The organism is Ensifer adhaerens, from assembly GCF_000697965.2.
GTDB classification, from domain to species: domain Bacteria; phylum Pseudomonadota; class Alphaproteobacteria; order Rhizobiales; family Rhizobiaceae; genus Ensifer; species Ensifer adhaerens.
Genome location: NZ_CP015880.1, coordinates 3,659,847 through 3,683,347, shown reverse-complemented (window position 1 = coordinate 3,683,347; position 23,501 = coordinate 3,659,847). Strand labels below are relative to the sequence as shown.

Below are 23,501 nucleotides of genomic sequence, written 5' to 3'. Positions count from 1 at the left end.
GCCGTCAATGGGTATTATAGCGAAAACATCGGCGGCAGGCCGAGACGCCCCGGAGCGACTTGGGAGGAACAGATGTGGATGACAGACGCAGACAAAACCGGAGCGACGGGATAGAGGAGCCTTCCGCGTAAGCGCAGAAAACTTCGAACGATCCGGACGTCGCCCATGGCAAAGCAGAACACCGTCTTCAAGGATGCCTATAACCGCTGCCTGAAGTTGCTGGCGGACACATCCTCGCTGCCCTCCGAGCCAGAACTCGGACAGATGCTCGGCGTCAGCCGGACGACGGTCCGCGCGATCCTCAGCCGCTTCGAGGAACTGCAGCTGATAGCCTGGGACAAGCGCAAAAAGAGCGTGCTGAGACAACCCCGGCCCGACGATTATTTTCCGACGGAAGAGACGGATTCACTCGCCGAGATCATCGAGCGCAGCTTCATGCGCCGGATTCTCGCCGGCGGCGCCGAGCCGGGCATGCAGATCAACGAGTTGGAACTGGCGCGCGACATTGGAACCGGCACGACCAGCGTACGTGAATTCCTGATCCGTTTCAGCCGCTTCGGCCTGATCGAGAAGCGGCCGAACAGCCATTGGATCCTCAAGGGTTTCACCCGCGAATTCGCGCTGGAGCTGACGGAAGTGCGCGAGATGTTCGAACTGCGCTCGGCCGCGCGCTTTGTCTCTTTGCCCGACAACCATCCGGCGTGGGATGAGCTTCGGGAGATCGAGGCTCTGCACCGGGACATCCTCGCCGACATCGACAATCGCTACCGGGAGTTCTCCGAGCTCGACGAGCAGTTTCACCTGCTGGTACACAAGGCATCGAGCAACCGGTTCATCGTCGATTTCTACGACATCATCGCGATCGTCTTCCACTATCACTACCAGTGGAACAAAACGAATGCCCGCCAGCGCAACGCCCGCGCGCTCGAAGAACACCTCGCCTATATCGAAGCACTGCGTTCGCACGACCCGGCCAAGGCGGAACAGGCCTGCCGGCGACACCTTCAGTCCGCTCGCGAAACCCTTCTCCAATCCATTCCATAGCCAGCTATCGGAGCCTATGCATGCCGACGCCGATCGTGCAATTCGGGACGAGCCGCTTTCTTCAGGCGCATGCCGATCTCTTCATCAGCGAAGCGTTGAAGAAGGGGGAAGCGCCCGGTCCGATCACCATCGTGCAAACGACAGGGTCGAGCGAACGGTCTGGGCGCCTTGCAGCCCTTGCCCGGCCGGAAGGCTTTCCCGTCATCATCCGTGGCATCCAGGAAGGCGAGACGATCGACGCGACGCAGCGAGTGACAAGCGTGGCGCGCGCGCTTTCGACCGCCCAAAACTGGAGCGAGATCCGGGCGATTATCGCCGAGGAAGCCGAAATCCTGATCTCCAACACCGGCGACACGGGTTACCAGGTCGGCGACAACGACCTGATAACCGACATTCCGCTTTCCTTTCCGGGTAAGCTGCTCCTGCTCTTGAAGGCGCGTTTCGACGCGGCCCGACGCCCGCTGACGATTCTTCCTTGCGAGCTCGTGTCGCGCAACGGCGACGTGTTGAAGGCGCTGATGCTGCGGCTCGCGGCGGAGCGGATGGGAAACATCGCCTTTATCGACTGGCTGGACAAGGATGTCGTCTGGGCCAACACGCTGGTCGACCGCATCGTCTCCGAGCCGCTCGAGCCTGCCGGTGCAATTGCCGAACCTTATGCGCTCTGGGCGATCGAAAACCAGTCCGGCCTGCGGCTCCCTTGCATCCATCCGTGCGTGAAGCTCGTGGATGACCTGACGCCTTACGAGAAGCTGAAGCTTCACATTCTCAATCTCGGCCACACGGTGCTCGCCGAGCTCTGGCTTAGGCAAGGTCGCGACCAGAACGGGACCGTTCGGAAAATCCTGGCCGACCCCGGCATTGCCGCGCACTTGGACAAAATCTACCAATCCGAAGTGATCCCCGCCTTTGCCGCAAAAGGCCTGGAGAGCGAAGCGGCAGACTACGTGACCGCGACGCTGGAACGCTTCAGAAACCCGTTCCTCAACCACCGCCTAGGCGATATCGCCAATCATCATCGCGAAAAGATCGAACGGCGGATCGTCGATTTGCTGCGCTGGAGCCCCGGCGTAGTCATGCCTGAGCTCCAGGCAATTTGCGATCAGTAGCCGGATTCCTGCTTTTTCGGAACCGACGTCGCCTCGCCGAGAAACTCCTGGCGTAATGCCGTCGTCGCGCGCACGAGCGAGGTGACATCCGTGCCGATCGCCATGAAATCGGCGCCCATCTCGCGATAGTCTCGCGCCTGTTCGAGATCGAGCGTCATGATGCCCCGCGCCTTGCCGGCCTTCTTGATGCGCTCAAACGCGTCGGCGATCGCCGCGCGCACCTCCGGATGACCCGGCTTGCCGAGGTAACCCATGTCGGCCGCCAGATCGGAGGGACCAATGAACAGGCCGTCAACGCCATCGAGCGCGGCAATCTCGTCGATGGCGGCAAGACCTGCGCGGCTCTCGATCTGCAGGATCAGGCAGATTTCGTCGCCGGCGGTCTGAAGATAGTCGCCGATGCGGCCGAACTCCGAGGCCCGCCCGAGGGCGGCGCCGACGCCGCGAATACCATGGGGCGGATAGCGGGTGGCGCGCACCAACTGCTGCGCCTGCGCCAGGCTCTCGACCATCGGGATCAGGAGGGTCTGCATGCCGGTATCGAGGATCTGTTTGATCAGCACGGTATCGCCCACCGGCAGGCGAACCATCGGGTGGCTCGCCGATGCGGAGACGGCACGAAACTGTGCGGACAGCAGCGGGATATCGTTCGGCGCATGTTCGCCGTCGATGAGCAGCCAGTCATAGCCGCTGCCGGACACCACTTCGGCCGCATAGGGGCTGGCTAGCGCCACCCAGAGCCCAAGCTGGAAGCGGTTTTCGCGCAGGGCTGCTTTGAAAGGGTTCTTCGGTGCCGGCATGGGTCGTCTCCTCCTGCTATGCGACGGGACGAGCGATGCCTCAATCCCGCAATCACGAGATTTCTACCGGCAAAGAAAAAAACCGGCCAGAACTTTCCGGCCGGTTTTTCAGATTGGGTACCGTATCTTACGCAACGCCGCCGAGGCAGACATATTTGATCTCGGTGAACTCCTCGATGCCGTAGCGCGAGCCCTCGCGGCCAAGTCCGGAAAGCTTGACGCCGCCGAACGGCGCTTCGGCCGTCGAGATCAGCCCGGTGTTGACGCCGACCATGCCGTATTCCAGCGCTTCGGCGACCCGGAACACCCGCGCCAGGTCCTTGGCGTAGAAATAGGACGCAAGGCCGAATTCGGTGTCGTTTGCCTGCTCGACGACATCCGCCTCGTCGGTGAAGCGGAAGAGCGGCGCCACCGGCCCGAAGGTTTCCTCACGCGCAACCGCCATCGCCTGGGTGACGTCGGCCAGAACCGTCGCCTCATAGAAGGTGCCGCCGAGCGTGTGACGCTTGCCGCCCTGGATCACCCGCGCACCCTTGGACGTCGCATCGGCGATATGCTCCTCGACCTTTTCCAGCGCCGCCTTGTCGATCAGCGGGCCAAGGATCACGCCTTCGTCGAGACCGTTGCCGATCTTCAGCTTGGCGACCGCCTTGGCGAGCTTGTCGGAGAAGGCATCATAGACCTTGTCCTGAACATAGATGCGGTTGGCGCACACGCAGGTCTGGCCGTTGTTGCGGAACTTGGCGATCAGCGCGCCTTCGACCGCGGCATCGAGATCGGCATCGTCGAAGACGATGAACGGCGCATTGCCGCCGAGTTCCAGCCCGAGCTTCTTGATGGTGGCAGCACTCTGGCGATAGAGCTCGGCGCCCACCTCCGTCGAGCCGGTGAAGGTGAGCTTGCGCACGACCGGGTTCGAGGTCATCTCGGCGCCGATCTCGCGGGCAGAACCGGTGATGACGCTGAAGAGGCCCTTCGGCAGGCCGGCACGCTCGGCCAGAATGGCAATGGCGATCGCCGAGAACGGCGTCTGGGCAGCCGGCTTCAACACCATGGCGCAGCCGGCGGCAAAGGCCGGGCCGGCCTTGCGGGTGATCATCGCATTGGGGAAGTTCCAGGGCGTGATCGCCGCGACGACGCCGATCGGCTGCTTCATGACCAGGATGCGCTTGTCGGGCTGATGGCCGGGGATCAGGTCGCCATAGATGCGGCGCGCCTCTTCGGCAAACCACTCGACGAAGCTTGCACCGTAGACAATCTCGCCGGTCGCTTCGGCCAGCGGCTTGCCCTGCTCCAGCGTCAGGATGCGGCCGAGATCGTCCTTGTTCTCGATCATCAGCTCGAACCACTTGCGCAGCACGCCGGCGCGGTCCTTGGCCGTGCGCGCTGCCCAGGTCTTCTGGGCGACGCGCGCGGCCTCGATCGCAGCCCTGGTTTCCTTGGCGCCGAGCTTCGGCACCCGGCCGATGATCTCGCCCGTCGCCGGGTTGTTCACCTCGATCGCGTTTGCCGCGTCCGCCTCGATCCACGCGCCGCCAACGAGGGCTGCCTGGCGAAACAATGATGGGTCTTTAAACGACATGATCCGTCCTCTCTCAAATCCTACAGAACTTATACAACTTTTTTCTTGGAAACGGCAATGACCTCGAGTCGCCGTTTATGCAATTTCCTGAGGCGCACAAGGCGCGCGGGCGCTCACGTTTCCATGCATCCAACCCGTTTCTTCGCCATCCGTCCTCATGTAGCGTTCGAAACGAATCAAACCATGGGCCGCCAGTCGGTCCAGCGGCGTTCCCAGGTTCACGCGACACCGAGAAGAGGCTTGTCCATGACGGCGACCGACAACAGAAAAGCTGACCATCCGATCGATGCCATGTTCATCGAGCGCTGGTCGCCCCGCGCCTTCACCAATGAGGAAATCGACGAAAAAACCCTGCTTTCCTTCTTCGAAGCGGCGCGTTGGGCGCCGTCTGCCAGCAACCGGCAACCCTGGCGCTTCGTCTATGCGCGCCGCGGCACAGATCGCTTCCCGGTGCTGCTCGACACGCTCGATGAGGGAAACCAGCGCTGGGCGAAGAACGCGGCAGCACTTCTGATCGTGATTTCAAGAACGCATAATGCAGCACAGAACGGCGAGATGCGGCACGCCTATACCCACGCCTTCGACACTGGGGCGGCCTGGTACAGCCTCGCTTTGCAGGCCTCGCTCGCGGGCTGGCACACCCATGGCATGGCCGGTATCGATCGCGACAAGGCGATGCACGCCCTGAACGTTCCCGAGCACTACCGGGTCGAAGCCGCCGTTGCGATCGGCCGGCTTGCCGATTCCTCGACGTTGCCGGACGATCTGCGCGCACGCGAAATCCCGAGCCAACGCAACCCAGTCGGCGAATTCGCCTTCGAGGGCCAGTTCAAGGGCGAATGAAGCGCCAACGAAAAATCCCGGCTCTGAGGCCGGGATTTTCTTTATGTCTCTGCATAGGCCTCGATCAGATGTCGAGGTTTGCGACGCTCAGCGCATTCTCCTGAATGAACTCGCGACGCGGCTCAACCTCGTCTCCCATCAGACGCGAGAACAGGCCGTCGGCGTCGGTGGCGTCGGTAACCCGGACCTGCAGCAGCGAGCGGACGTTCGGATCGAGCGTCGTTTCCCAGAGCTGCTCGGCGTTCATCTCACCCAGACCCTTGTAGCGCTGCATCGACAGGCCCTTGCGGCCAGCGGCAAAGATCGCGTCGAGAAGCGCACGCGGGCCGCTGACCTCCTGCGCGCCGTCACGGCGACGCAATACCGGCGGTGCCGAGTAGATCTCTTTCAACTTTGACGCCAGTTGGTCGATATAGCGGGCATCGGACGAACCGATCAGCGCCATGTCGAGTACGGCGAATTCCTTGACGCCGCGAACCATGCGTTCGAACCGCAACCCGCCTTCGCTGGTAACTGTGCCGGTCCAGCCGCGCTCGGTTTCCTCGGCGATCACGTCGAGACGACGTGCGATCTCGGCGGCGGTCTTTTCGTACTCGTCGCGCTGGCCGTTGAGCTCGACGTTCAGCGCGCCGGCGATGGCCGCCTGCTCGACGATCGCCCGATTATAGCGCGAGTGAAGCCCGTTCATGAGGTTACGCAAGCGCAAGGCATCGGTGATCACCTCGCGCAGGTCCTGCCCGGCGCGGACTTCGCCCGATTCAAGCTGCAGCGTCGCTTCCTCGAGACCCATCGAAATCAGGTAGTCTTCGAGCGCCTGCTCGTTCTTCAGATACTGCGCCGACTTGCCGCGCGTCACCTTATAGAGCGGCGGCTGGGCGATGTAGATGTGGCCGCGCTCGATCAGTTCCGGCATCTGTCGGAAGAAGAAGGTGAGCAGCAGGGTGCGGATGTGGGCGCCGTCGACGTCGGCGTCCGTCATGATGATGATCTTGTGGTAACGCAGCTTGTCGGCGTTGAACTCGTCCTTGCCGATCGACGTGCCGAGCGCGGTGATCAGCGTACCGATTTCCTGGCTCGACAGCATCTTGTCGAAGCGCGCGCGCTCGACGTTGAGGATCTTGCCGCGCAGCGGCAGGATCGCCTGGTTTTCGCGCGACCGGCCCTGCTTGGCCGAACCACCCGCCGAGTCCCCTTCCACCAGGAAGACTTCGGACTTTGCCGGGTCACGCTCGGAGCAGTCCGCCAGCTTGCCCGGCAGCGACGAGATGTCGAGCGCGCCCTTGCGGCGCGTCAGTTCGCGCGCCTTGCGGGCAGCTTCGCGGGCGGCAGCGGCTTCGACCACCTTGCCGACGAGGATCTTGGCTTCGGTCGGATGTTCTTCGAACCAGGTGCTGAGCGCCTCGTTGACGAGGCTTTCGACCACCGGTCGCACTTCCGACGACACCAGCTTGTCCTTGGTCTGCGACGAGAACTTCGGATCGGGAACCTTGACCGAAAGCACGGCCGTCAGGCCTTCGCGGCAGTCCTCGCCCTGGAGCGTGACCTTTTCTCTCTTTGTAATGCCGGACGTATCGGCATAGGACGTGACCTGCCGGGTCAACGCGCCACGGAAGCCCGCCATATGCGTGCCGCCGTCGCGCTGCGGGATGTTGTTGGTGAAGCAGAGCACGTTTTCGTGATAGCTGTCGTTCCACCACATCGCCACTTCGACGGTGATGCCGTCCTTCTCGCCGCGGATCGATACCGGCTTGTGTACCAGCGGCTTCTTCGCGCGGTCGAGATAGGCGACGTAGGCCTCAAGACCGCCCTCGTACATCATCTCGTCCTGGCGGATGTCCGAATGGCGCTTGTCGGTGAGGATGATATGAACGCCTGAATTCAGGAACGCGAGTTCGCGCAAGCGGTGCTCGAGCGTGTTGTAGTCGAACTCGGTCTTGGTGAAGGTCTCGCTGCTCGGCAGGAACGTCACCTCGGTCCCGGTCTCATCGCCGGCGTCGCCGGTAACGGCGAGAGAGCCGTCAGCGACACCGTGGGTGAAGCTCATCTCGTGAATCTTGCCTGCGCGCCGGATCTTCAGCTTGAGCGAAACCGAAAGCGCATTGACCACCGACACGCCGACGCCGTGCAGGCCGCCCGAAACCTTGTAGGAGTTCTGGTCGAACTTACCGCCGGCGTGCAGCTGGGTCATGATGACCTCGGCCGCCGAGACGCCCTCTTCCTTATGGATGTCAGTCGGGATGCCGCGACCGTTGTCGGTTACCGTCACCGAGCCGTCCGGATTGAGCGACACCGTCACGATGTCGGCATGGCCGGCAAGCGCTTCGTCGATCGCGTTGTCCACCACCTCGTACACCATGTGGTGCAGACCGGAGCCGTCGTCGGTGTCGCCGATATACATGCCCGGCCGCTTGCGTACGGCATCCAGGCCCTTCAGCACCTTGATGGAATCGGCACCATATTCGGCGCTGGCGCCGGTTTCGGTCTCAGGATTGTCGGTCATTCAGCTACGGGTCTTTCCAGGTTCTTCGGACATGGTGATTCGTTGCGAATCACGTCTCGGACGCCTCTTGGACTATAGAAAATTTGTCCAGGGTTCCAAATCCCGGACCGCCGCGCGGCGGCCGGAAACAAGCATTCATCCCCTGTCATTATCAGGAAATGTGGCTTTTTCCAAAACATCTTGCAGCTTGCGGATCGTCTCCGGAGACAAAGCGCGAATTTGTTCGCTCAATCGGTTGGCAAAGGCCGTGTGCTCCGGCGTCAGACCCGACGTGTCGAGCACCGTTTTTGGCGAGGAGACGTTGGCAATGCGGAACAGATCCTCCGCCTCGTCCCAGATCACGTTGAAGTAACCGGTGACGCGCTGGAGGAAGTCGAAGCTCGGCGCACCGCGCTTTCCATGCTCGAGCGCCGAGAGATAAGCGGCCGAGACGCCGATCGCCTTTGCCATCTCCTTCTGCGACACGCCCTTGCGGCGCCTGAGGTCGCGCAGAGCCTGGCCGAAGGGCGTCATAGCGCGCTGCCTCTCACCCGCGCCAGGCGGACGTAGAGCGCGCCGTCGCCGCCATGATTACGGGCGGCCGGCTCATAGGACGAAATCAGCGGCCGGAATTCGGGAAGCGAGAACCAGAGTGGCACCGCCCGCTTCAAGGCGCCGTCGCTGCCGAACGAGGTGCCCTTGCCGGTAATGACAAGCACATGTCGCAGCCCCCGCTCGTGCGCCCGCAGCAGAAACTGCAGAAGAAGTCCGTGCGCTTCGCTCTGGATCATGCCGTGCAGGTCGATCCGGCCCTCAAGCACCAGGTGCCCCTTTGCCAGCTTGCGCTTGACCGGCCGCTCCAGTGGATGATGCACTTTTTCGCCGAGCTTCTTCGTCAGCGCTATGCCCGGCTGCTCGAGAGCTGTTGCCGGCTGTTGCGGCCGCTGCTTGCCCTTCGCCTCTTCCGGAGGTTTTGCCTGTTCGTCCTCGGCCAGAATCTCCATCAGGTCGGCGAGCCGGCCGGCCATCGGTCTCGCCGAACGAGCAACCTTGCCCCAGAGAATGCGATCCTCGGCCGAAAGTTTCTTGTCCTTAGCCATGGCCGTAACGGGCCGCGGCCGCCTTGGGAACGAAGACGTAAAAGTCGGCTGCGTTGCGAACCGCTCCGGCCCGCTCACCGGCCTCGAAACCGGATCCGGTAAAGATATCGCCGCGAGCCGGGCCAACGATCGCCGAGCCGGTATCGAGCGCCAGCATCAGACGCTGGAAAGGTTTTCCGTCATCGAGCCGCGTCAGGCTCTCGCTCGCGATAAAGAAAGGAACGCCAAAGGTGTGGATCAGCCGATCAACTGCCAATGAGCGGTTCGGTTCGAGCGAGACCTTGGCGGCGGCAATCGGCCCCAGCCGCTCGTCCTCGACGTCTGCCTCGCGGAAGAAGATGAATGACCGGTTGTGCCAGAGAACCTCATCGACCTCTTCGGGATGCGCTTCCAGCCAGTCGCGAATACTCATCATCGAAACCGTGGCGGCATCGATCTTGCCGCGCTCGATCAGCAATTTGCCAACGGCTGAGAAATAGTGCCCGGTCTTGGCCGAATAAGTGACGCGGCGGCGCGAACCATCCGGAAACCGGAGCCGTGCGGCACCCTGCACATGAACGAAGAAGACCTCGACCTTGGACTTCGCATAGGCGATCTCCAGGCCGCGGCCGGCCAGATGGCCCTGCTCGATCGCTTGCCTGTCCGGATACTCGCTGATCCGGCCACCCTCGGAGAGACCGAAGGCGAAGTAGGGATCCATCCCCTCCGGCCGGTTGCCATCGTGAACATCGACCAGATCGTCCGGTCGGCGGTAGAGCGGATAACGATAGGTCTCGTCCGCTTCGGCGCGGACATCGATCTCGGGCTCGTAAAAGGCCGTGACAAAACCGGAACCCGTTTCGGGCACGATCCGGAAGGGGACGAAATGCGCTTCGAAAAACGCCCGTGCGTTCTCTCCGCTACCAACCTGCTGCCGCGAGGCGGAGAAGGCCGGCAAAAGATCGTCGACTGAAATCCCGAGAGAACCCGTGCGATAGGGTTTGGCCGTCGAGACATGCTGGTGACAGCGACGCATCGCCTCGATCACCGCGGTCGGATCATCATGCTGCCAGCCCGGAAGCTCGGCGAAACGGGCTGGCTCAAATCGATAGGACATCGGTACCGCGTCCGCTCAGTTTTCGGATTCGGTGGCGATCAGCTTCCAGTTCGGATCCCGCGAACGAATGTCGCGCGCGAAGGTCCAGAGATCGTTGACCTCCGCAACCGACTCGGCGTCGCCGTCGATCAAACCGCCCTGCTTGTCATAGGTCGCCGAAATCAGCTGGCTGACGATGCGAACGGTGATGTTCTCTTCGCTGTCCTTCACTTCGGCGTGAATGATATCTGCCTTGTCGATGCCGACGAAGGTGGACTTGACGACTTCGCCCTTTCGCTCGCGATCGGTGATCGCGGCGTCGAAGCCTTCATAGACCTCGCGGGACAGCAGATTCTTCAGCGTCTTTCGGTCGCCGTCCGCGAAAGCCATGACGATCATCTCGTAGGCCATCTTGGCGCCGTTGACGAATTCCTTGGGATCGAAACCCTGATCCGCGTCGCTCAGCGCCCGCAGCTGGGTGTTGAGCGTCGTTCCGGTCTTGGCGAAAGCGTCGATCATTTCGTAGCGGTTTGCTTCTTCGTCCGCATTTTCGCGGCGCGGCAGCTGCACGACCTTGCCCTTGTCGCCGTTTTCCGGCCCCTGGCTCATGTCGCGTGGCGAATACGGATCAAACGGCGGCCGCTCGCTCCCGGTCCGGCGGCCCAAGACGCTGCGCAGTTGCAGGAAAATGACCACCGCGGCGATCAGGAAAAAAAACGTGATGAAGTCAAAAGAGCCCATTTCCACCCGGAACCGCTGTTAGAATTTCTCGTGGCTATTCCATATAGTCCGCAAGGATAGATCATTCAAATGGCGATGTCGCACCCTTAGACGGGGATGTGACACCAGGTTTCATTTTCGGGCAGCATCGATGCGTTCATTTCTTATCCCCCTTGCCATCCTCGGGCTTCCGCTGGCCGAGATCGCCGGTTTCGTTGTCGTTGGCCGAGAGATCGGCCTCCTGATGACGTTGCTGCTGGTTCTTGCCAGTGCATTTGTCGGCGTTATCCTGCTGAGAGTCCAGGGATTTACCGTCATTCGGCGAATGCAGGACGCCACGCGCAACGGTAGCGACCCGGGCCGGGAGGTGCTTGGCGGCGCATTGCTGTTCGTCGCGGCGATCCTGCTGGTGGTGCCGGGCTTCGTCAGCGACGTGATCGGCCTCCTGCTGTTTCTGCCTTTCGTTCGAAATGCGGTTGCCGGTTTCCTGCGCAAGCGAATGACGATCGTGACCGCGGCATCCGGTGCCGGCTGGACACGGCCGCACGAACCGCGCCCCTCGCCGCGCGTCATCGATCTCGATGAGGGCGAATTCTCGCGAACGGACGACGAGGATCCGCCGCAGGTCGGCGATCGCCGCCAGCCCTAGCCAAGAGGCCACGGTGACAGAATGCGCGAACGGCACTCTATCGCCCATATTCCGGAGCATGCTTTCCGCTTTCCGCTTGGAGCAGAAACCCAGCGCCCGCTGGAAAGCGCCGGGCCCGCAGGGTTGTAAGCCCTAGGCCGAAATGCTAGATGGCCTCACCTATTTTTGTCGAGGAACCCTTATGACGACTGATACCGCATCCAACGGCAACGGCAGCGCGCTGCAGAGCCCGACGCTGAACATCCTCGCCCAGTATATCAAGGACCTTTCCTTCGAAAACCCGGGCGCGCCGCGTTCGCTGCAGGCCCGTGACAAGGCGCCGTCGATCAATATCAACGTCAACGTCAATGCCAACCCGCTCGCAGAGAACGATTTCGACGTCGTGCTCTCGCTGAACGCAGAAGCCAAGGACGGCGACCGCGTCCTGTTCAACGTCGAGCTCGCCTATGGCGGCGTCTTCCGCGTTGCCGGCTTCCCGCAGGAGCACATGCTGCCGCTGCTCTTCATCGAGTGCCCGCGCCTGCTGTTCCCGTTCGCCCGTCAGATCGTTGCCGACGCAACCCGCAACGGCGGCTTCCCGCCGCTGATGATCGATCCGATCGATTTCGCGCAGATGTTCGCTCAGCGCATGGCCGAAGAAAAGGTCCGCGCCCAGGTTTCGAACGAAACCGCAAACTGATCGAATTTCAGATTGCTGAAACGAAAGGCCCGGCCAATGTGCCGGGCTTTTTCGTATCTGCCTTAGTCCTGGGGGTCGTATTTTGCCCAGATCGCCTTGGCGCCGATCTTCGCGATCAACGCCGCGTGGGCGGCCAGGTCCGCCTCCGAGAGCCGGTTCGGCAAGGGACGCGGCCGCTGGCCGATAAGGATCGGCGCGTCGTCGAGTTCGATTGCCTGATCGGTCGATCTGCTGGACACAAGGCCGAGTGCTGCCTGACGGCCGCCGATCATCTCGATGTAGACTTCCGCCAGCAGTTCGGAGTCGAGAAGCGCGCCGTGCTTGGCGCGGTGCGAGTTGTCGATACCGTAGCGACGGCAAAGCGCGTCCAGCGAGTTCGGCCCCATCGGGTGTTTGCGGCGGGCAAGCGCCAGCGTGTCGGTCACGCGCTCGATGGCGATCGGCGGCATGCCCAGACGCGCAAACTCGGCGTTGATAAAGCCCATGTCGAAGGTGGCGTTGTGAGCGACCCAACGGGCGTCGCCGAAAAACTCGAGGATCTGGTCGACCACATCGGCAAATGGCGGCTTGTCCTTCAGGGACTCGTCGGTGATCCCGTGGATGGCGAGCGCATCCGGGTGAACCTTGCGGTTGCCGGGATTGATGAAGATGTGCAGCGTGCGGCCGGTCGGAAATTGGTTCTCGAGCTCGACACCGCCGATTTCGATCACCCGGTCCTCGCGATTGTCGAGGCCTGTCGTTTCCGTATCGAAGATGATCTCACGCATCCGCGTCTCCGTTTCTGGCTGCGAGTTGGTCGACGACGGCCTTCACCTGGGCCCGGGTGACGTCGAAACTGTCGCTGGTATCGATGATGTAGTCGGCGCGTTTACGCTTTTCGCTGTCCGGCACCTGACGCGCAAGGATCATCGCAAGTTTTTCCTCGGTCATTCCTGGGCGCTTCAGCGCCCTTTGGCGCTGCAGCTCGGCCGAACAGGTCACGACGACGACGCGATCGACCCGCTTGTCCGCACCCGTTTCAAAAAGGAGAGGAATGTCGAGGACGACGAAGGGCGCGCTGGCGGCCTGGTTTTCCGCGAGGAACTCCTGCTCCTTGCGGCGCACCAGCGGATGGACGATCGCCTCAAGCTCGCGCAGCCGTTCCGGCGCCTGCATGAGCTGGCGCGAGAGTTCGGCGCGATCGACTTTTCCATCTTTCGTGCTTCCGGGAAACGCCGCTTCCACCGGCGCCACCGCCTCGGCGCTATAAAGTTGATGCACGACCTCGTCGGCATCGTTCACCGGCACGCCGAAGTCGCGAAACATCTGGGCGGTCGTCGACTTGCCCATGGCAATCGATCCGGTGAGCCCAAGGATAATCATCAGTGCCTGTCCATGTCGTCGATAATCAATTGTCGAAGGTCGGCGTCCACCGTCGGCCGACAGCCGAACCAGAGTTCGAAGCCGGGCACCGCCTGGTGCAGAAGCATGCCCAAACCGTCGACGATCGCAAAGCCCTGCACCTCTGCCTGCGCCAGGATCGGCGTCTTCAACGGAACATAGACAATATCCGTGACGACTGCGCTCGAAGCCATAACGCCGAAGTCGATCGCCGGTGCTTCGCTGCCGTCCATGCCGAGCGAGGTGGTATTGATGAACAGGCCTGCGCCGGTCATCACGTCCTTGAGTGCGCCCATCGGATGGGCTTCCACCGCCGGACCGAACCGGTCGGCAAGTTCCTGCGCCCGTTCGACGGTGCGATTGACGACATGGATCGTCTTGATGCCGCGATCACGAACAGCCTGGATGATCGCCCGGCTTGCGCCGCCGGCGCCGAGAATGACTGCCGTCGACGTCCGGTCCCAGCCGGCCGCCCGCTCGTCGAGATTGGCAACGAAGCCGCGGCCGTCGGTATTGGTGGCATGCACCTTTCCGTCCTGAACCCACAGCGTGTTGGCGGCGCCGAGTTCCTGGCTGAGCTCATCCGGCTGATCCACCAGCCGACAGGCCACTTCCTTGTGGGGGATGGTCACATTGCCACCGCAGAAACCGGATGTCCCGTCCTTGAGGCTGGCAATGAAGGCGGCGAATTCTTCCGGCTTGACCTCGTGCGCTCGATAGCTGCCGGGCAGACCGAGCTGTTTCAGCCAATAGCCATGGATCAGCGGCGACCGGGAATGCTTGATCGGATAGCCGGTGACGAAGGCGTGGTTAACAAATGTTTCACGTGAATCACGCATCGATCGTTCCCAGTTCACGGAGTTTGGCAAGCAGCGGCAACATCGGGAGACCGAGGATGGTGAAGTAGTCACCCTCGATCTTTTCGAAGAGCTGGATGCCCTCGCCTTCCAGCTGGTAGGCGCCGACGCTCGAAAGCGCCTTTTCGCCGACACGCTCTAGATGACGCTCGACGAAATCTGCCGTCAGCGGGCGCACGGTCATGTGGGCGGAAGACACATGGCGCCAGATGACGTCTTGGCCACACAAAAGGACGACGGCACTGTTCAGGCGGTGCGTCTGGCCGGAGAGCGAAAGCAGATGTGCGGCGGCTTCCGCCATGGTCTTCGGCTTGTGGTAGACCCGCGGCCCCAATGACATTGTCTGATCGGAACCGATCACCAGCGCGTCTGCGAAATACCTGGCGACATCGCGCGCCTTTGCTTCCGCCAGTTCCAGAGCAACGGTTTCGGGCGCAGCGCCCTTATCCTCAAGCGGCTTTTCCAGCGCGCGCTCATCGATCTCGGCTGCCTTCGCTTCAAAGACCAGGCCGGCATTCTCCAGGAGCGCCCGGCGAAACGGGCTGGCCGAAGCCAGGACGAGCGAAGATGTCATCATTCAAGTTCCCGAATTGTTCGAATCCGCTCTAACGCAGACGTGGACGCAGGGCAACGATTGCCGCTGCCGTTTCCTCTATCGAACGGCGGGTGACATCGATGACGGGCCAATTGTTGCGCGCACAGAGCGACCGGGCATATTTCAGTTCCTCGGTGATCGAGGCCTTGTCGGTGTACTCATCGCCGTGAAAGCCTTGCGTCGTTCCGAGCACCCGGTGCTGGCGCACTTGCGAGATACGGTCGGCCGTCGCGATCAACCCGACGACGAGCGGCTTCGTCGCTTCCATCAATCTTTCAGGCAACGGTACGCCGGGGACAATCGGGATGTTCGCTGTCTTGATGCCACGGTTGGCGAGATAGATGCTGGTCGGCGTCTTCGACGTCCGGCTGATGCCGATGAGGACGACATCCGCGTCGTCGAAATCCGCCGGCAGCTGACCGTCGTCATGGTCCATGGTGAAATTGAGCGCGTCGATGCGCGCGAAATATTCCGCATCCATCACATGCTGAGCACCGGATCTCCGCCGCGACGGGGATCCCAGATAGGACTGAAAGAGGTCGATGATGGGATCCAGCACGGAGACGCAAGGGACGCCCATCTCGCGGCAACGGCGATCGATGATATCGGCGAGTTCGCGGTCGACGATTGTATAGAGAACGATGCCCGGTGCGCCGTCGATCGCGTCGAGAACCTGCAGCAGCTGTTTGCGGTTCCGGATCAGCGGATAGACGTGCTCGAGCGCATGCGAGCTTTGAAATTGGGCCGCGGCGGCGCGCCCGGCGGCAATCAGAGTCTCGCCCGTTGAGTCCGAAATCAGGTGAAGGTGGAAGTAGTTTTTCTTGTTCTCCACGCAATTCTCCTGGTGCTGTTGATAAGCCGGGATGAAACACAGCTAACGACGGGGCCTGGATCCAGGCAAGTGGAAAACAGCCGAGTTATTCACAATTGGGGCTGCGGCGGACATTGTTTCGTGGCGGATGTGGACAAGACTCACGGCGCGGACAAAGTGTCACGGATATCAACTGCTTTTCCACAGGCGCGTCAAAAATCGAACGCGACTTAAAGAACTGATTCAAAATGCCTTTCTGAGATTGACCACGCTGTTTTTCCAGAGATCGAACTCATTGTCCCTTCGCTGAGCGTCGTGATCGCCGGTCGTGGACAAGTCAGTGCGTTGTTTTAATCCTTGATACCCACCGACTCTAAGAAATAGAAACCTTCTAAATATCTTTGATTTTTAATTGGGAGAGACGATCCGTGACCGAAACACGCAGAAAGGTTCTGGAGGTTTTGGTAGGGAAGACGGTGTCACCTCCTCCGATCTGGCTCATGCGCCAGGCGGGACGCTACCTGCCCGAGTACAGGGCAACGCGCGCCGTAGCCGGAAGCTTCCTCGATCTTTGCTACACGCCCGATCTCGCAGTCGAGGTCACATTGCAGCCGATCCGTCGCTACGCTTTCGATGCCGCCATTCTCTTCTCCGACATCCTGGTCATTCCCGATGCGCTGAAACGCAACGTGCGCTTCGAGGAAGGCCATGGGCCACGAATGGACCCGATCGATGCTGATGGTATCCGTCTCCTGAAGCCTGAGGGCATCTCTGAACACCTCCAGCCGGTCTTTGAGACGGTTTCGCGGTTGCGCGCAGAGCTTCCCTCGGAAACGACCCTGCTCGGCTTCTGTGGCGCTCCCTGGACGGTTGCGACCTATATGATCGCCGGCCAGGGGACGCCGGACCAGGCCCCTGCCCGTCTCTTCGCGTATCGCAATCCCGAAGCCTTCGATCATCTGCTCGGCTTTCTGGCGGATGTATCGGCTGAATATCTCGTGCGACAGATCGATGCCGGCGCCGATGCCGTGCAGATCTTCGATTCCTGGGCAGGTGTTCTCGGTGAGGAGGAATTCGCCCGCTACGCCGTCAAGCCGGTGCAGCGGATCATCGCCTCCGTTCGGGCGCAGCGGCCGCAGGCAAGGATCATCGCCTTTGCGAAGGGCGCGGGGCAGCTGTTGAACGGATATCGGCAGGCGACCGGTGCTGACGCGATCGGTCTCGACTGGACCGTTCCGCTTTCCTTTGCGAAGGATCTGCAGAAGGAAGGGCCGATACAGGGCAATCTCGATCCGATGCGGGTCGTTGCCGGCGGCGTGGCGCTTGAGGAAGGCATTGACCGCATTCTCGACGCACTCGGTCACGGTCCGCTGATCTTCAATCTCGGCCATGGCATAACGCCGCAGGCCGATCCCGATCATGTCTCGGCGCTGGTTGCCCGGGTTCGTGGAGCGCGGTGATGGCGGAGAAGCAGACCGACCGGGCGCCGGGCAACAGGGCGCGGCTCAGGGCAGCGATCGCGCTTGGTGCGTTCGTGGCGCTTCTCGTCGGTCTGTTCGTCTGGCGCCCGGATGATCTCTATCTCTGGATCAAGGCGCTGCATGTTATCGCCGTGATGTCCTGGATGGCGGCGTTGCTCTACATGCCCAGGCTGTTCATCTACCACACGGATGCGGAGCCCGGCTCCGCCCAGTCGGAAACCTTCAAGATGATGGAGTTGCGGCTCCTGAAAGTCATCATGAACCCGGCCATGATGATTTCCTGGGTGCTCGGGCTTTATCTGGCCTGGAGCATTTATGGCTTCCAGGGTGGGTGGCTGCATGCCAAGCTTCTGTTCGTGGTGCTGCTGACCGGTGTCCACATGCGTTTCAGCCGTGCTGTGCGCGCCTTTCAGCGCGACGAGAACAGGCACGATGCGCGCTATTGGCGGTTGATGAACGAGGCGCCTACCGTCTTGATGATCCTCATCGTCATCATGGTCGTCGTGAAGCCATTCTGAATTTAATCGATTTGCGGCCTGTCATAGGCGTTTCTAATTTGCGACAGCCCCTTGCAGGGTTTCACGTGAATCGCTATTTTCTGCCATCTCCTCTTCATGGCTTGTGACAAAGACAAGAGCCTGCCCCTTCCTGCTGCAGCTCCCTAACGAATACTCGCCATCTCCCCACTACCCATACCAAACATGGATCCTTCATGGCTGAAATGAAGCTACAAGAACTCAAGAACAAGACGCCGACCGATCTGCTCGCTTTCGCCGAGGAGCTCGAGGTGGAGAACGCCAGCACGATGCGCAAGCAGGAGCTGATGTTCGCAATCCTCAAGATGCTCGCGGCCCAGGATATCGAGATCATCGGTGAAGGCGTCGTTGAAGTGCTCCAGGACGGCTTCGGCTTTCTGCGCTCGGCGAATGCAAACTACCTCCCCGGTCCGGACGATATCTACATCTCGCCCTCCCAGATCCGCCGCTTCTCGCTGAAGACGGGCGACACGGTCGAGGGTCCGATCCGCGGACCGAAGGAAGGCGAGCGCTACTTCGCCCTCCTCAAGGTCAACACCATCAACTTCGACGATCCGGAAAAGATCCGTCACAAGGTTCACTTCGACAACCTGACGCCGCTTTACCCGAACGAGCGCTTCAAGATGGAACTCGACGTTCCGACCTCGAAGGATCTGTCGGCCCGGGTCATCGACCTGGTTGCGCCGCTCGGCAAAGGCCAGCGCGGCCTCATCGTCGCTCCGCCGCGCACCGGTAAGACTGTTCTCCTGCAGAACATCGCCCATTCGATCACCGCGAACCATCCGGAATGCTACCTGATCGTTCTCCTGATCGACGAACGTCCCGAAGAAGTGACGGACATGCAGCGCTCGGTGAAGGGCGAAGTCGTGTCCTCGACCTTCGACGAGCCGGCGACCCGCCACGTACAGGTCGCCGAAATGGTGATCGAGAAGGCCAAGCGCCTCGTGGAACACGGCCGTGACGTCGTTATCCTGCTTGACTCGATCACCCGCCTCGGCCGCGCCTACAACACCGTTGTTCCGTCATCGGGCAAGGTCTTGACCGGTGGTGTCGACGCTAATGCTCTGCAGCGCCCGAAGCGCTTCTTCGGTGCCGCCCGTAACATCGAAGAAGGCGGCTCGTTGACGATCATCGCGACGGCGCTGATCGACACCGGCAGCCGCATGGACGAAGTCATCTTCGAAGAGTTCAAGGGCACCGGCAACTCGGAAATCGTGCTCGACCGCAAGGTCGCCGACAAGCGCATCTTCCCGGCGATGGACATTCTCAAGTCCGGTACGCGTAAGGAAGACCTGCTCGTTCCGCGCCAGGATCTGCAAAAGATCTTCGTGCTGCGCCGTATTCTGGCGCCGATGGGCACGACCGACGCGATCGAGTTCCTCATCGACAAGCTCAAGCAGACGAAGAACAACGGCGATTTCTTCGACTCGATGAACACCTAAGACGCGTTCATCATCCGACTTTGGGACCGGTCGACCACGCGTCGGCCGGTTTTCTCGTTTCGAAACCTTAGCCGGATTCTCCGGTCATTCGATTCGGTTTCGCAACAATCTCCGACTAGGCCCGCAATCAGACAGACACCGTTTCTGCTGATTCACGTGAAACACGTGCGCACCGTGAAATACGAGGATACGGCGAGGCCTTGAAATTTCGGCATTCTTTCGGCATAAGCACGCCGACCCATTGAGATAGCGTTTGCCCCGCGTGAGCGCGCTCCGCGAAGCGGAACGATCCGGTCCGGAACTTCGACGATCCCCATTGCATCGACCATCGACGCGCCCTGCGTGTCCGCGGTCTTTTCAGGTGAGCCCATGACAGCGACGCACACGATTTATGCGCTTTCCAGCGGATCTCTGCCCGCCGGCGTCGCAGTCGTGCGTATCAGCGGCGGGCGCACCGAAGCGGTGTTGCAGGCGTTGTGTGGTGGTGTGCCAACACCTCGGTCGGCGACATTTAGATCGATTCGGTCCCGTAACGGCGATGTCATCGACAGCGGCCTTGTTCTCTATTTTCGCGGACCTGCCTCCTTTACAGGAGAAGACTGCGCCGAGCTTCAGATCCATGGTGGTCGGGCGGCAGTAAACGCCTTGCTTGAGGAACTCTCGAAGCTCGAGGGTTTGCGCCATGCGGAAGCCGGTGAGTTTTCGCGCCGCGCCTTCCAGAACGGCAAGCTTGACCTGGTCGAGGTGGAGGGTCTCGCCGACCTGATTGCTGCGGAAACCGAGATGCAGCGCCGGCTCGCGATCGAACACTCCGGCGGTGGACAATCAAAGATCTATGCCGGCTGGGCGAAGCGCTTGACCCATGCGCGGGCGATGATCGAGGCCGAGCTCGATTTTGCCGATGAAGACGATGTGCCGGGCTCGGTCAGCGAGCGCATCTGGCAGGATATGTCCATGCTGTCGCAAGAGATAGCAGCACATATTGCCGATGCGCCGATCGCGGAGATCATCCGCGACGGCCTGAAGATCGTCATCGCCGGTGCGCCGAACGCCGGCAAGTCGAGCTTGCTCAATGCACTGGCCCAGCGTGACATTGCAATCGTCACCGAGATTGCTGGTACGACCCGCGACGTTCTTTCCGTGGACGTTTCCTTAGCCGGATTCTCCGTTAAGCTCTACGATACGGCGGGGCTGCGGGAAACCGACGAGAGAGTAGAGCAAGAAGGTATTCGTCGCGCACGAGAAATTATCGAGAGAGCAGATCTGATCTTGCTGTTGGCCGATGCGCCGGACGGTTTTGATGTCATGTCCGACTTCCCATCCGACACGACGCCCGTGCTACGGGTTGGAACCAAACTTGATCGCGGCAGTGATGGCTGGCGCGAGGGGGCCGTGGATGTGTTGGTCTCGACGAGAACCGGCGAAGGCATGGAGCGACTGCTGGACGCGATCGCGGCGCACCTGCCGGATCTCAGTGGGCGGACCTCGCTGTCGCTGCCTTCGCGGCGGCGCCATGTCGATAGTCTCCGGCAGGCGCAGCGGTCGATCGACGACAGCTTGGCAAGTCAGGACTTGGGGCTGGATATACGCGCGGAACTGTTGCGCCTTGCTGGCGACGCAATTGGACGGATAACCGGCCGCGTGGATGTTGAGAACCTTCTCGATGTGATATTTTCTGAATTCTGTATCGGGAAATAACCAGTAGGCCAGTGCAATACAACGTGTGCGAGTCCTTCGTTGTGTTTCACGTGAAACGATTCGTGCCGGGTCAACCCCGGAGAAGAGGCAATGATGCAATTTGACGTAATCGTCATTGGCGGTGGCCATGCCGGCTGCGAAGCCGCGGCTGCGGCTGCGCGTCTGGGCTCCAACACAGCGTTGATCACGCACAAGGCATCCACGATCGGCGTTATGTCCTGCAACCCGGCGATCGGCGGCTTGGGAAAAGGACATCTGGTCCGCGAGATCGACGCGATGGACGGCTTGATGGGGCGCGTCGCTGATGCCGGCGGTATTCAGTTTCGTTTGCTCAACCGCCGTAAGGGTCCGGCAGTGCGCGGACCGCGTACGCAAGCCGATCGCCGCCTCTATCGCGAAGCCATGCAGCGGGAGATCGCTGCCATCGAGAATCTGACCGTTATCGAGGGCGATGCCTTCGACCTTCTGGAAGAGCAAGGCCGCATCCACGGTGTCGTCATGAAGGACGGCCGCAGCTTTCAAGCGAACTCCGTTGTTCTGACGACGGGCACGTTCTTGAAGGGCCTCATCCATATTGGCGATCAGAAGATACCGGCCGGTCGCGTCGGTGAGGAACCGTCCGTCGGGCTCTCGGGAACCTTGCTGCGTTTTGGGTTGCGGCTCGGCCGCCTGAAGACCGGAACGCCCGCCCGCCTGGATGGACGCACCATTGACTGGGCGCGTGTTGGCCGGCAAGGTCCAGACGAAGATCCCGTGCCCTTCTCGTTCATGACCGACGGGATCGTGAATCGCCAGATCGATTGCGGTGTGACGCGGACGACGGAAGAGACGCACAAGATTATTACCGACAATATCGGCAAGTCGGCGATGTACTCGGGACAGATCGAGGGTGTCGGACCGCGCTATTGTCCGTCCATCGAGGACAAGATCGTACGATTCGGCGAGCGTGATGGCCACCAGATCTTCCTGGAACCGGAGGGTCTCGACGACGATACGATCTACCCGAACGGCATTTCGACGTCGCTGCCGGCTGACATCCAGGAAGCCTTTATCAAGACGATCCCGGGATTGGAGAATGTCGCGATACTGCAGCCTGGTTATGCCATCGAGTACGATCACGTCGACCCGCGTGAACTGAACGCGACCCTTGCCGTCCGCAAGATGCCAGGGCTTTTCCTCGCCGGTCAAATCAACGGTACGACCGGCTATGAGGAAGCCGGCGCGCAAGGTCTTGTTGCCGGCTTGAACGCCGCCTTGGCCGCGACCAACCGTCACGAAATCGTGTTCAGCCGAACGCAGTCCTATATTGGTGTCATGATCGACGACCTGACGTCGCGCGGGATCACCGAGCCCTATCGCATGTTCACCTCCCGCGCGGAGTATCGATTGTCGCTGCGGGCCGACAATGCCGATGCGCGCCTGACACCGCTTGCAATGGAGGTCGGCTGCATCTCGGCTGCGCGGCGCGAACGCTTTGTCGATTGGCGCGCGCGTTTCGACGAAGGACGTGCCCTGTTGAAAGGCCTCTCGGTAACCCCGGCTGAAGGTAACCGTCATGGCCTTAAGCTCAACCAGGATGGCCAACGGCGCACTGCTTTCGAGATCCTGTCCTATCCCGATCAGTCGATTGCCGGCTTGCAGCCCATCTGGCCCGAGCTGTTGTCGATTGGTCCGCGCGTCGTTGAGGCGCTTGAGATCGATGCGGTCTATGCGGTCTATATGGATCGGCAGGCAGCGGATATCGCCGGCATTCAGCGCGAGGAAAATCTTGCCATACCCGATGGCTTCGACTTCGATATGCTCTCGGGCCTCTCCAACGAGCTGAAGCAGAAGCTGAAGCAGCAGGCGCCCCGCAATCTGGCTCACGTGATGAAGGTCGACGGTATGACGCCGGCAGCAGCATCGCTGATCCTGGCGTGGGTGAAGCGTCAGAACCGAACCGTAGAACGTGAAGAAAAGGCCGGCGTACAATGAAGGCGAGTCCAATCGATGTGTTGAACGGACTGCGTGTTTCACGTGAAACGAATGAACGGCTGGAGCATTTTGCCAAGCTCTTTCAGAAGTGGGCGAAGTCGATCAATCTTGTTGCGCCGTCCACTATCGAGGATCTTTGGCGTCGGCACATTGTCGATAGCTTGCAGCTCGCGCAGTTGTCGCCCGGTCCGAAGACCTGGGTCGATCTCGGCAGCGGTGGCGGCTTTCCAGGTGTCATCACGGCGATCTATCTCGCCGAACTTGGCGACGGTTGGGTCCATCTCGTTGAAAGCAACAACAAGAAGGCTGCCTTTCTGCGTGTAGCTCTGGCCGAGACGGGTGCGCGCGGCTCGGTTCACCCGGTTCGAATCGAAGAAGCAGGCGCATTGATTCCCCGCGCGGACGCGGTTTCGGCGCGCGCGCTCGCGGATTTGACCTTGCTGCTCGACTATTCTGCGCCATGGATGACGGCGAAGGAGCAGAAAGCGGTCGCCTACTTCCACAAAGGGCGGGATTACCAGCGCGAAATCGACAAAGCCGTTGGCCGCTATCAGTTTGATCTGGTAAAACATCCAAGCGTGGTCGAGCCGGATTCTGTCGTGCTCGAGATCGCAAATCTGGCGCGCAGGGCCCAGTGATCGCGAGCG

The 23,501-nt window shown here is 61.1% G+C and carries 23 protein-coding genes; 11 read left to right on the top strand and 12 right to left on the bottom strand.

The window, feature by feature from the left end; genetic code table 11:
- The first annotated feature begins 165 nt into the window (after positions 1 to 165).
- Positions 166 to 1,044 (top strand): GntR family transcriptional regulator, encoded by an 879-nt coding sequence (locus tag FA04_RS17830; protein WP_034801634.1) that lies wholly within the window; start codon positions 166 to 168, stop codon positions 1,042 to 1,044.
- Between the two features lie 20 nt (positions 1,045 to 1,064).
- Positions 1,065 to 2,153 carry a mannitol dehydrogenase family protein gene (locus FA04_RS17825; protein WP_034801632.1) on the top strand — a complete coding sequence of 363 codons (1,089 nt, stop codon included), beginning with the start codon at positions 1,065 to 1,067 and terminating at the stop codon, positions 2,151 to 2,153.
- Here the strand turns inward: FA04_RS17825 and FA04_RS17820 are convergent.
- Positions 2,147 to 2,953, bottom strand: a complete 807-nt coding sequence (locus tag FA04_RS17820) for an aldolase/citrate lyase family protein (RefSeq protein ID WP_034801630.1) — start codon at positions 2,951 to 2,953, stop codon at positions 2,147 to 2,149. The genes FA04_RS17825 and FA04_RS17820 overlap by 7 nt on opposite strands.
- Positions 2,954 to 3,080: 127 nt before the next feature.
- Positions 3,081 to 4,535 (bottom strand): NADP-dependent succinate-semialdehyde dehydrogenase, encoded by a 1,455-nt coding sequence (gene gabD, locus FA04_RS17815; RefSeq protein ID WP_064817012.1) that lies wholly within the window; start codon positions 4,533 to 4,535, stop codon positions 3,081 to 3,083.
- 246 nt (positions 4,536 to 4,781) lie between these two features.
- Between gabD and FA04_RS17810 the strand changes: the two genes are divergently transcribed.
- On the top strand, positions 4,782 to 5,378 hold the full coding sequence (locus FA04_RS17810) for a nitroreductase family protein (protein ID WP_034800120.1): 597 nt from the start codon (positions 4,782 to 4,784) through the stop codon (positions 5,376 to 5,378).
- Between the two features lie 64 nt (positions 5,379 to 5,442).
- Here FA04_RS17810 and gyrB read toward each other — a convergent pair whose 3' ends face one another.
- The 5 genes from gyrB to FA04_RS17785 form a co-directional block, all read right to left on the bottom strand.
- Positions 5,443 to 7,878 (bottom strand): DNA topoisomerase (ATP-hydrolyzing) subunit B, encoded by a 2,436-nt coding sequence (gene gyrB, locus FA04_RS17805; RefSeq protein WP_034800121.1) that lies wholly within the window; start codon positions 7,876 to 7,878, stop codon positions 5,443 to 5,445.
- A 135-nt stretch (positions 7,879 to 8,013) separates the two neighbouring features.
- Entirely contained in the window at positions 8,014 to 8,391 is a 378-nt protein-coding gene (locus tag FA04_RS17800) for a helix-turn-helix domain-containing protein (RefSeq protein ID WP_034800122.1), read from the bottom strand.
- Positions 8,388 to 8,957 (bottom strand): Smr/MutS family protein, encoded by a 570-nt coding sequence (locus FA04_RS17795; RefSeq protein ID WP_034800123.1) that lies wholly within the window; start codon positions 8,955 to 8,957, stop codon positions 8,388 to 8,390. Before FA04_RS17795 ends, FA04_RS17800 begins: the two co-directional genes overlap by 4 nt.
- Positions 8,950 to 10,053 (bottom strand): murein transglycosylase A, encoded by a 1,104-nt coding sequence (gene mltA, locus FA04_RS17790; protein ID WP_034800125.1) that lies wholly within the window; start codon positions 10,051 to 10,053, stop codon positions 8,950 to 8,952. The genes FA04_RS17795 and mltA overlap by 8 nt, the downstream gene beginning before the upstream one ends.
- A 15-nt stretch (positions 10,054 to 10,068) precedes the next feature.
- Positions 10,069 to 10,773 carry a Tim44/TimA family putative adaptor protein gene (locus FA04_RS17785; RefSeq protein ID WP_034800130.1) on the bottom strand — a complete coding sequence of 235 codons (705 nt, stop codon included), beginning with the start codon at positions 10,771 to 10,773 and terminating at the stop codon, positions 10,069 to 10,071.
- 130 nt (positions 10,774 to 10,903) lie between these two features.
- Between FA04_RS17785 and FA04_RS17780 the strand changes: the two genes are divergently transcribed.
- Entirely contained in the window at positions 10,904 to 11,401 is a 498-nt protein-coding gene (locus FA04_RS17780; protein ID WP_034800132.1) for an FxsA family protein, read from the top strand.
- Between the two features lie 181 nt (positions 11,402 to 11,582).
- On the top strand, positions 11,583 to 12,080 hold the full coding sequence (gene secB, locus FA04_RS17775; protein ID WP_034800134.1) for a protein-export chaperone SecB: 498 nt from the start codon (positions 11,583 to 11,585) through the stop codon (positions 12,078 to 12,080).
- A gap of 62 nt (positions 12,081 to 12,142) precedes the next feature.
- On the opposite strand, the gene dnaQ is transcribed toward secB, so the two are convergent.
- The 5 genes from dnaQ to FA04_RS17750 are packed head-to-tail and all read right to left on the bottom strand — an operon-like array spanning position 12,143 to position 15,744.
- Complete coding sequence (gene dnaQ, locus FA04_RS17770) at positions 12,143 to 12,847, bottom strand: DNA polymerase III subunit epsilon (protein WP_034800135.1); 705 nt, start codon at positions 12,845 to 12,847, stop codon at positions 12,143 to 12,145.
- Positions 12,840 to 13,442, bottom strand: coding sequence for a dephospho-CoA kinase (gene coaE / locus FA04_RS17765; RefSeq protein WP_034800136.1), 603 nt, complete (start codon positions 13,440 to 13,442; stop codon positions 12,840 to 12,842). The genes dnaQ and coaE overlap by 8 nt, the downstream gene beginning before the upstream one ends.
- Positions 13,442 to 14,299 (bottom strand): shikimate dehydrogenase, encoded by an 858-nt coding sequence (locus FA04_RS17760; protein ID WP_034800137.1) that lies wholly within the window; start codon positions 14,297 to 14,299, stop codon positions 13,442 to 13,444. The genes coaE and FA04_RS17760 overlap by 1 nt, the downstream gene beginning before the upstream one ends.
- Positions 14,292 to 14,891, bottom strand: coding sequence for a Maf-like protein (locus FA04_RS17755; RefSeq protein ID WP_034800176.1), 600 nt, complete (start codon positions 14,889 to 14,891; stop codon positions 14,292 to 14,294). Before FA04_RS17755 ends, FA04_RS17760 begins: the two co-directional genes overlap by 8 nt.
- A gap of 31 nt (positions 14,892 to 14,922) precedes the next feature.
- Positions 14,923 to 15,744, bottom strand: coding sequence for a pyruvate, water dikinase regulatory protein (locus tag FA04_RS17750; RefSeq protein ID WP_034800138.1), 822 nt, complete (start codon positions 15,742 to 15,744; stop codon positions 14,923 to 14,925).
- 407 nt (positions 15,745 to 16,151) lie between these two features.
- Between FA04_RS17750 and hemE the strand changes: the two genes are divergently transcribed.
- From hemE to rsmG, 6 genes are all read left to right on the top strand, one after another.
- The gene (gene hemE / locus FA04_RS17745; RefSeq protein ID WP_034800139.1) at positions 16,152 to 17,183 is read left to right on the top strand and encodes a uroporphyrinogen decarboxylase; all 1,032 of its coding nucleotides are present in this window, start codon (positions 16,152 to 16,154) and stop codon (positions 17,181 to 17,183) included.
- Positions 17,180 to 17,722: a protoporphyrinogen oxidase HemJ gene (hemJ, locus tag FA04_RS17740; RefSeq protein ID WP_090426326.1), complete on the top strand. Its 543-nt coding sequence runs from the start codon at positions 17,180 to 17,182 to the stop codon at positions 17,720 to 17,722. Before hemE ends, hemJ begins: the two co-directional genes overlap by 4 nt.
- Positions 17,723 to 17,916: 194 nt before the next feature.
- Entirely contained in the window at positions 17,917 to 19,182 is a 1,266-nt protein-coding gene (rho, locus tag FA04_RS17735; protein ID WP_089044254.1) for a transcription termination factor Rho, read from the top strand.
- Between the two features lie 369 nt (positions 19,183 to 19,551).
- Entirely contained in the window at positions 19,552 to 20,880 is a 1,329-nt protein-coding gene (mnmE, locus tag FA04_RS17725) for a tRNA uridine-5-carboxymethylaminomethyl(34) synthesis GTPase MnmE (RefSeq protein ID WP_034800142.1), read from the top strand.
- 90 nt (positions 20,881 to 20,970) lie between these two features.
- Complete coding sequence (mnmG, locus tag FA04_RS17720) at positions 20,971 to 22,854, top strand: tRNA uridine-5-carboxymethylaminomethyl(34) synthesis enzyme MnmG (protein WP_034800143.1); 1,884 nt, start codon at positions 20,971 to 20,973, stop codon at positions 22,852 to 22,854.
- Positions 22,851 to 23,492 carry a 16S rRNA (guanine(527)-N(7))-methyltransferase RsmG gene (rsmG, locus tag FA04_RS17715; RefSeq protein ID WP_034800144.1) on the top strand — a complete coding sequence of 214 codons (642 nt, stop codon included), beginning with the start codon at positions 22,851 to 22,853 and terminating at the stop codon, positions 23,490 to 23,492. The genes mnmG and rsmG overlap by 4 nt, the downstream gene beginning before the upstream one ends.
- Positions 23,493 to 23,501: the final 9 nt, after the last annotated feature.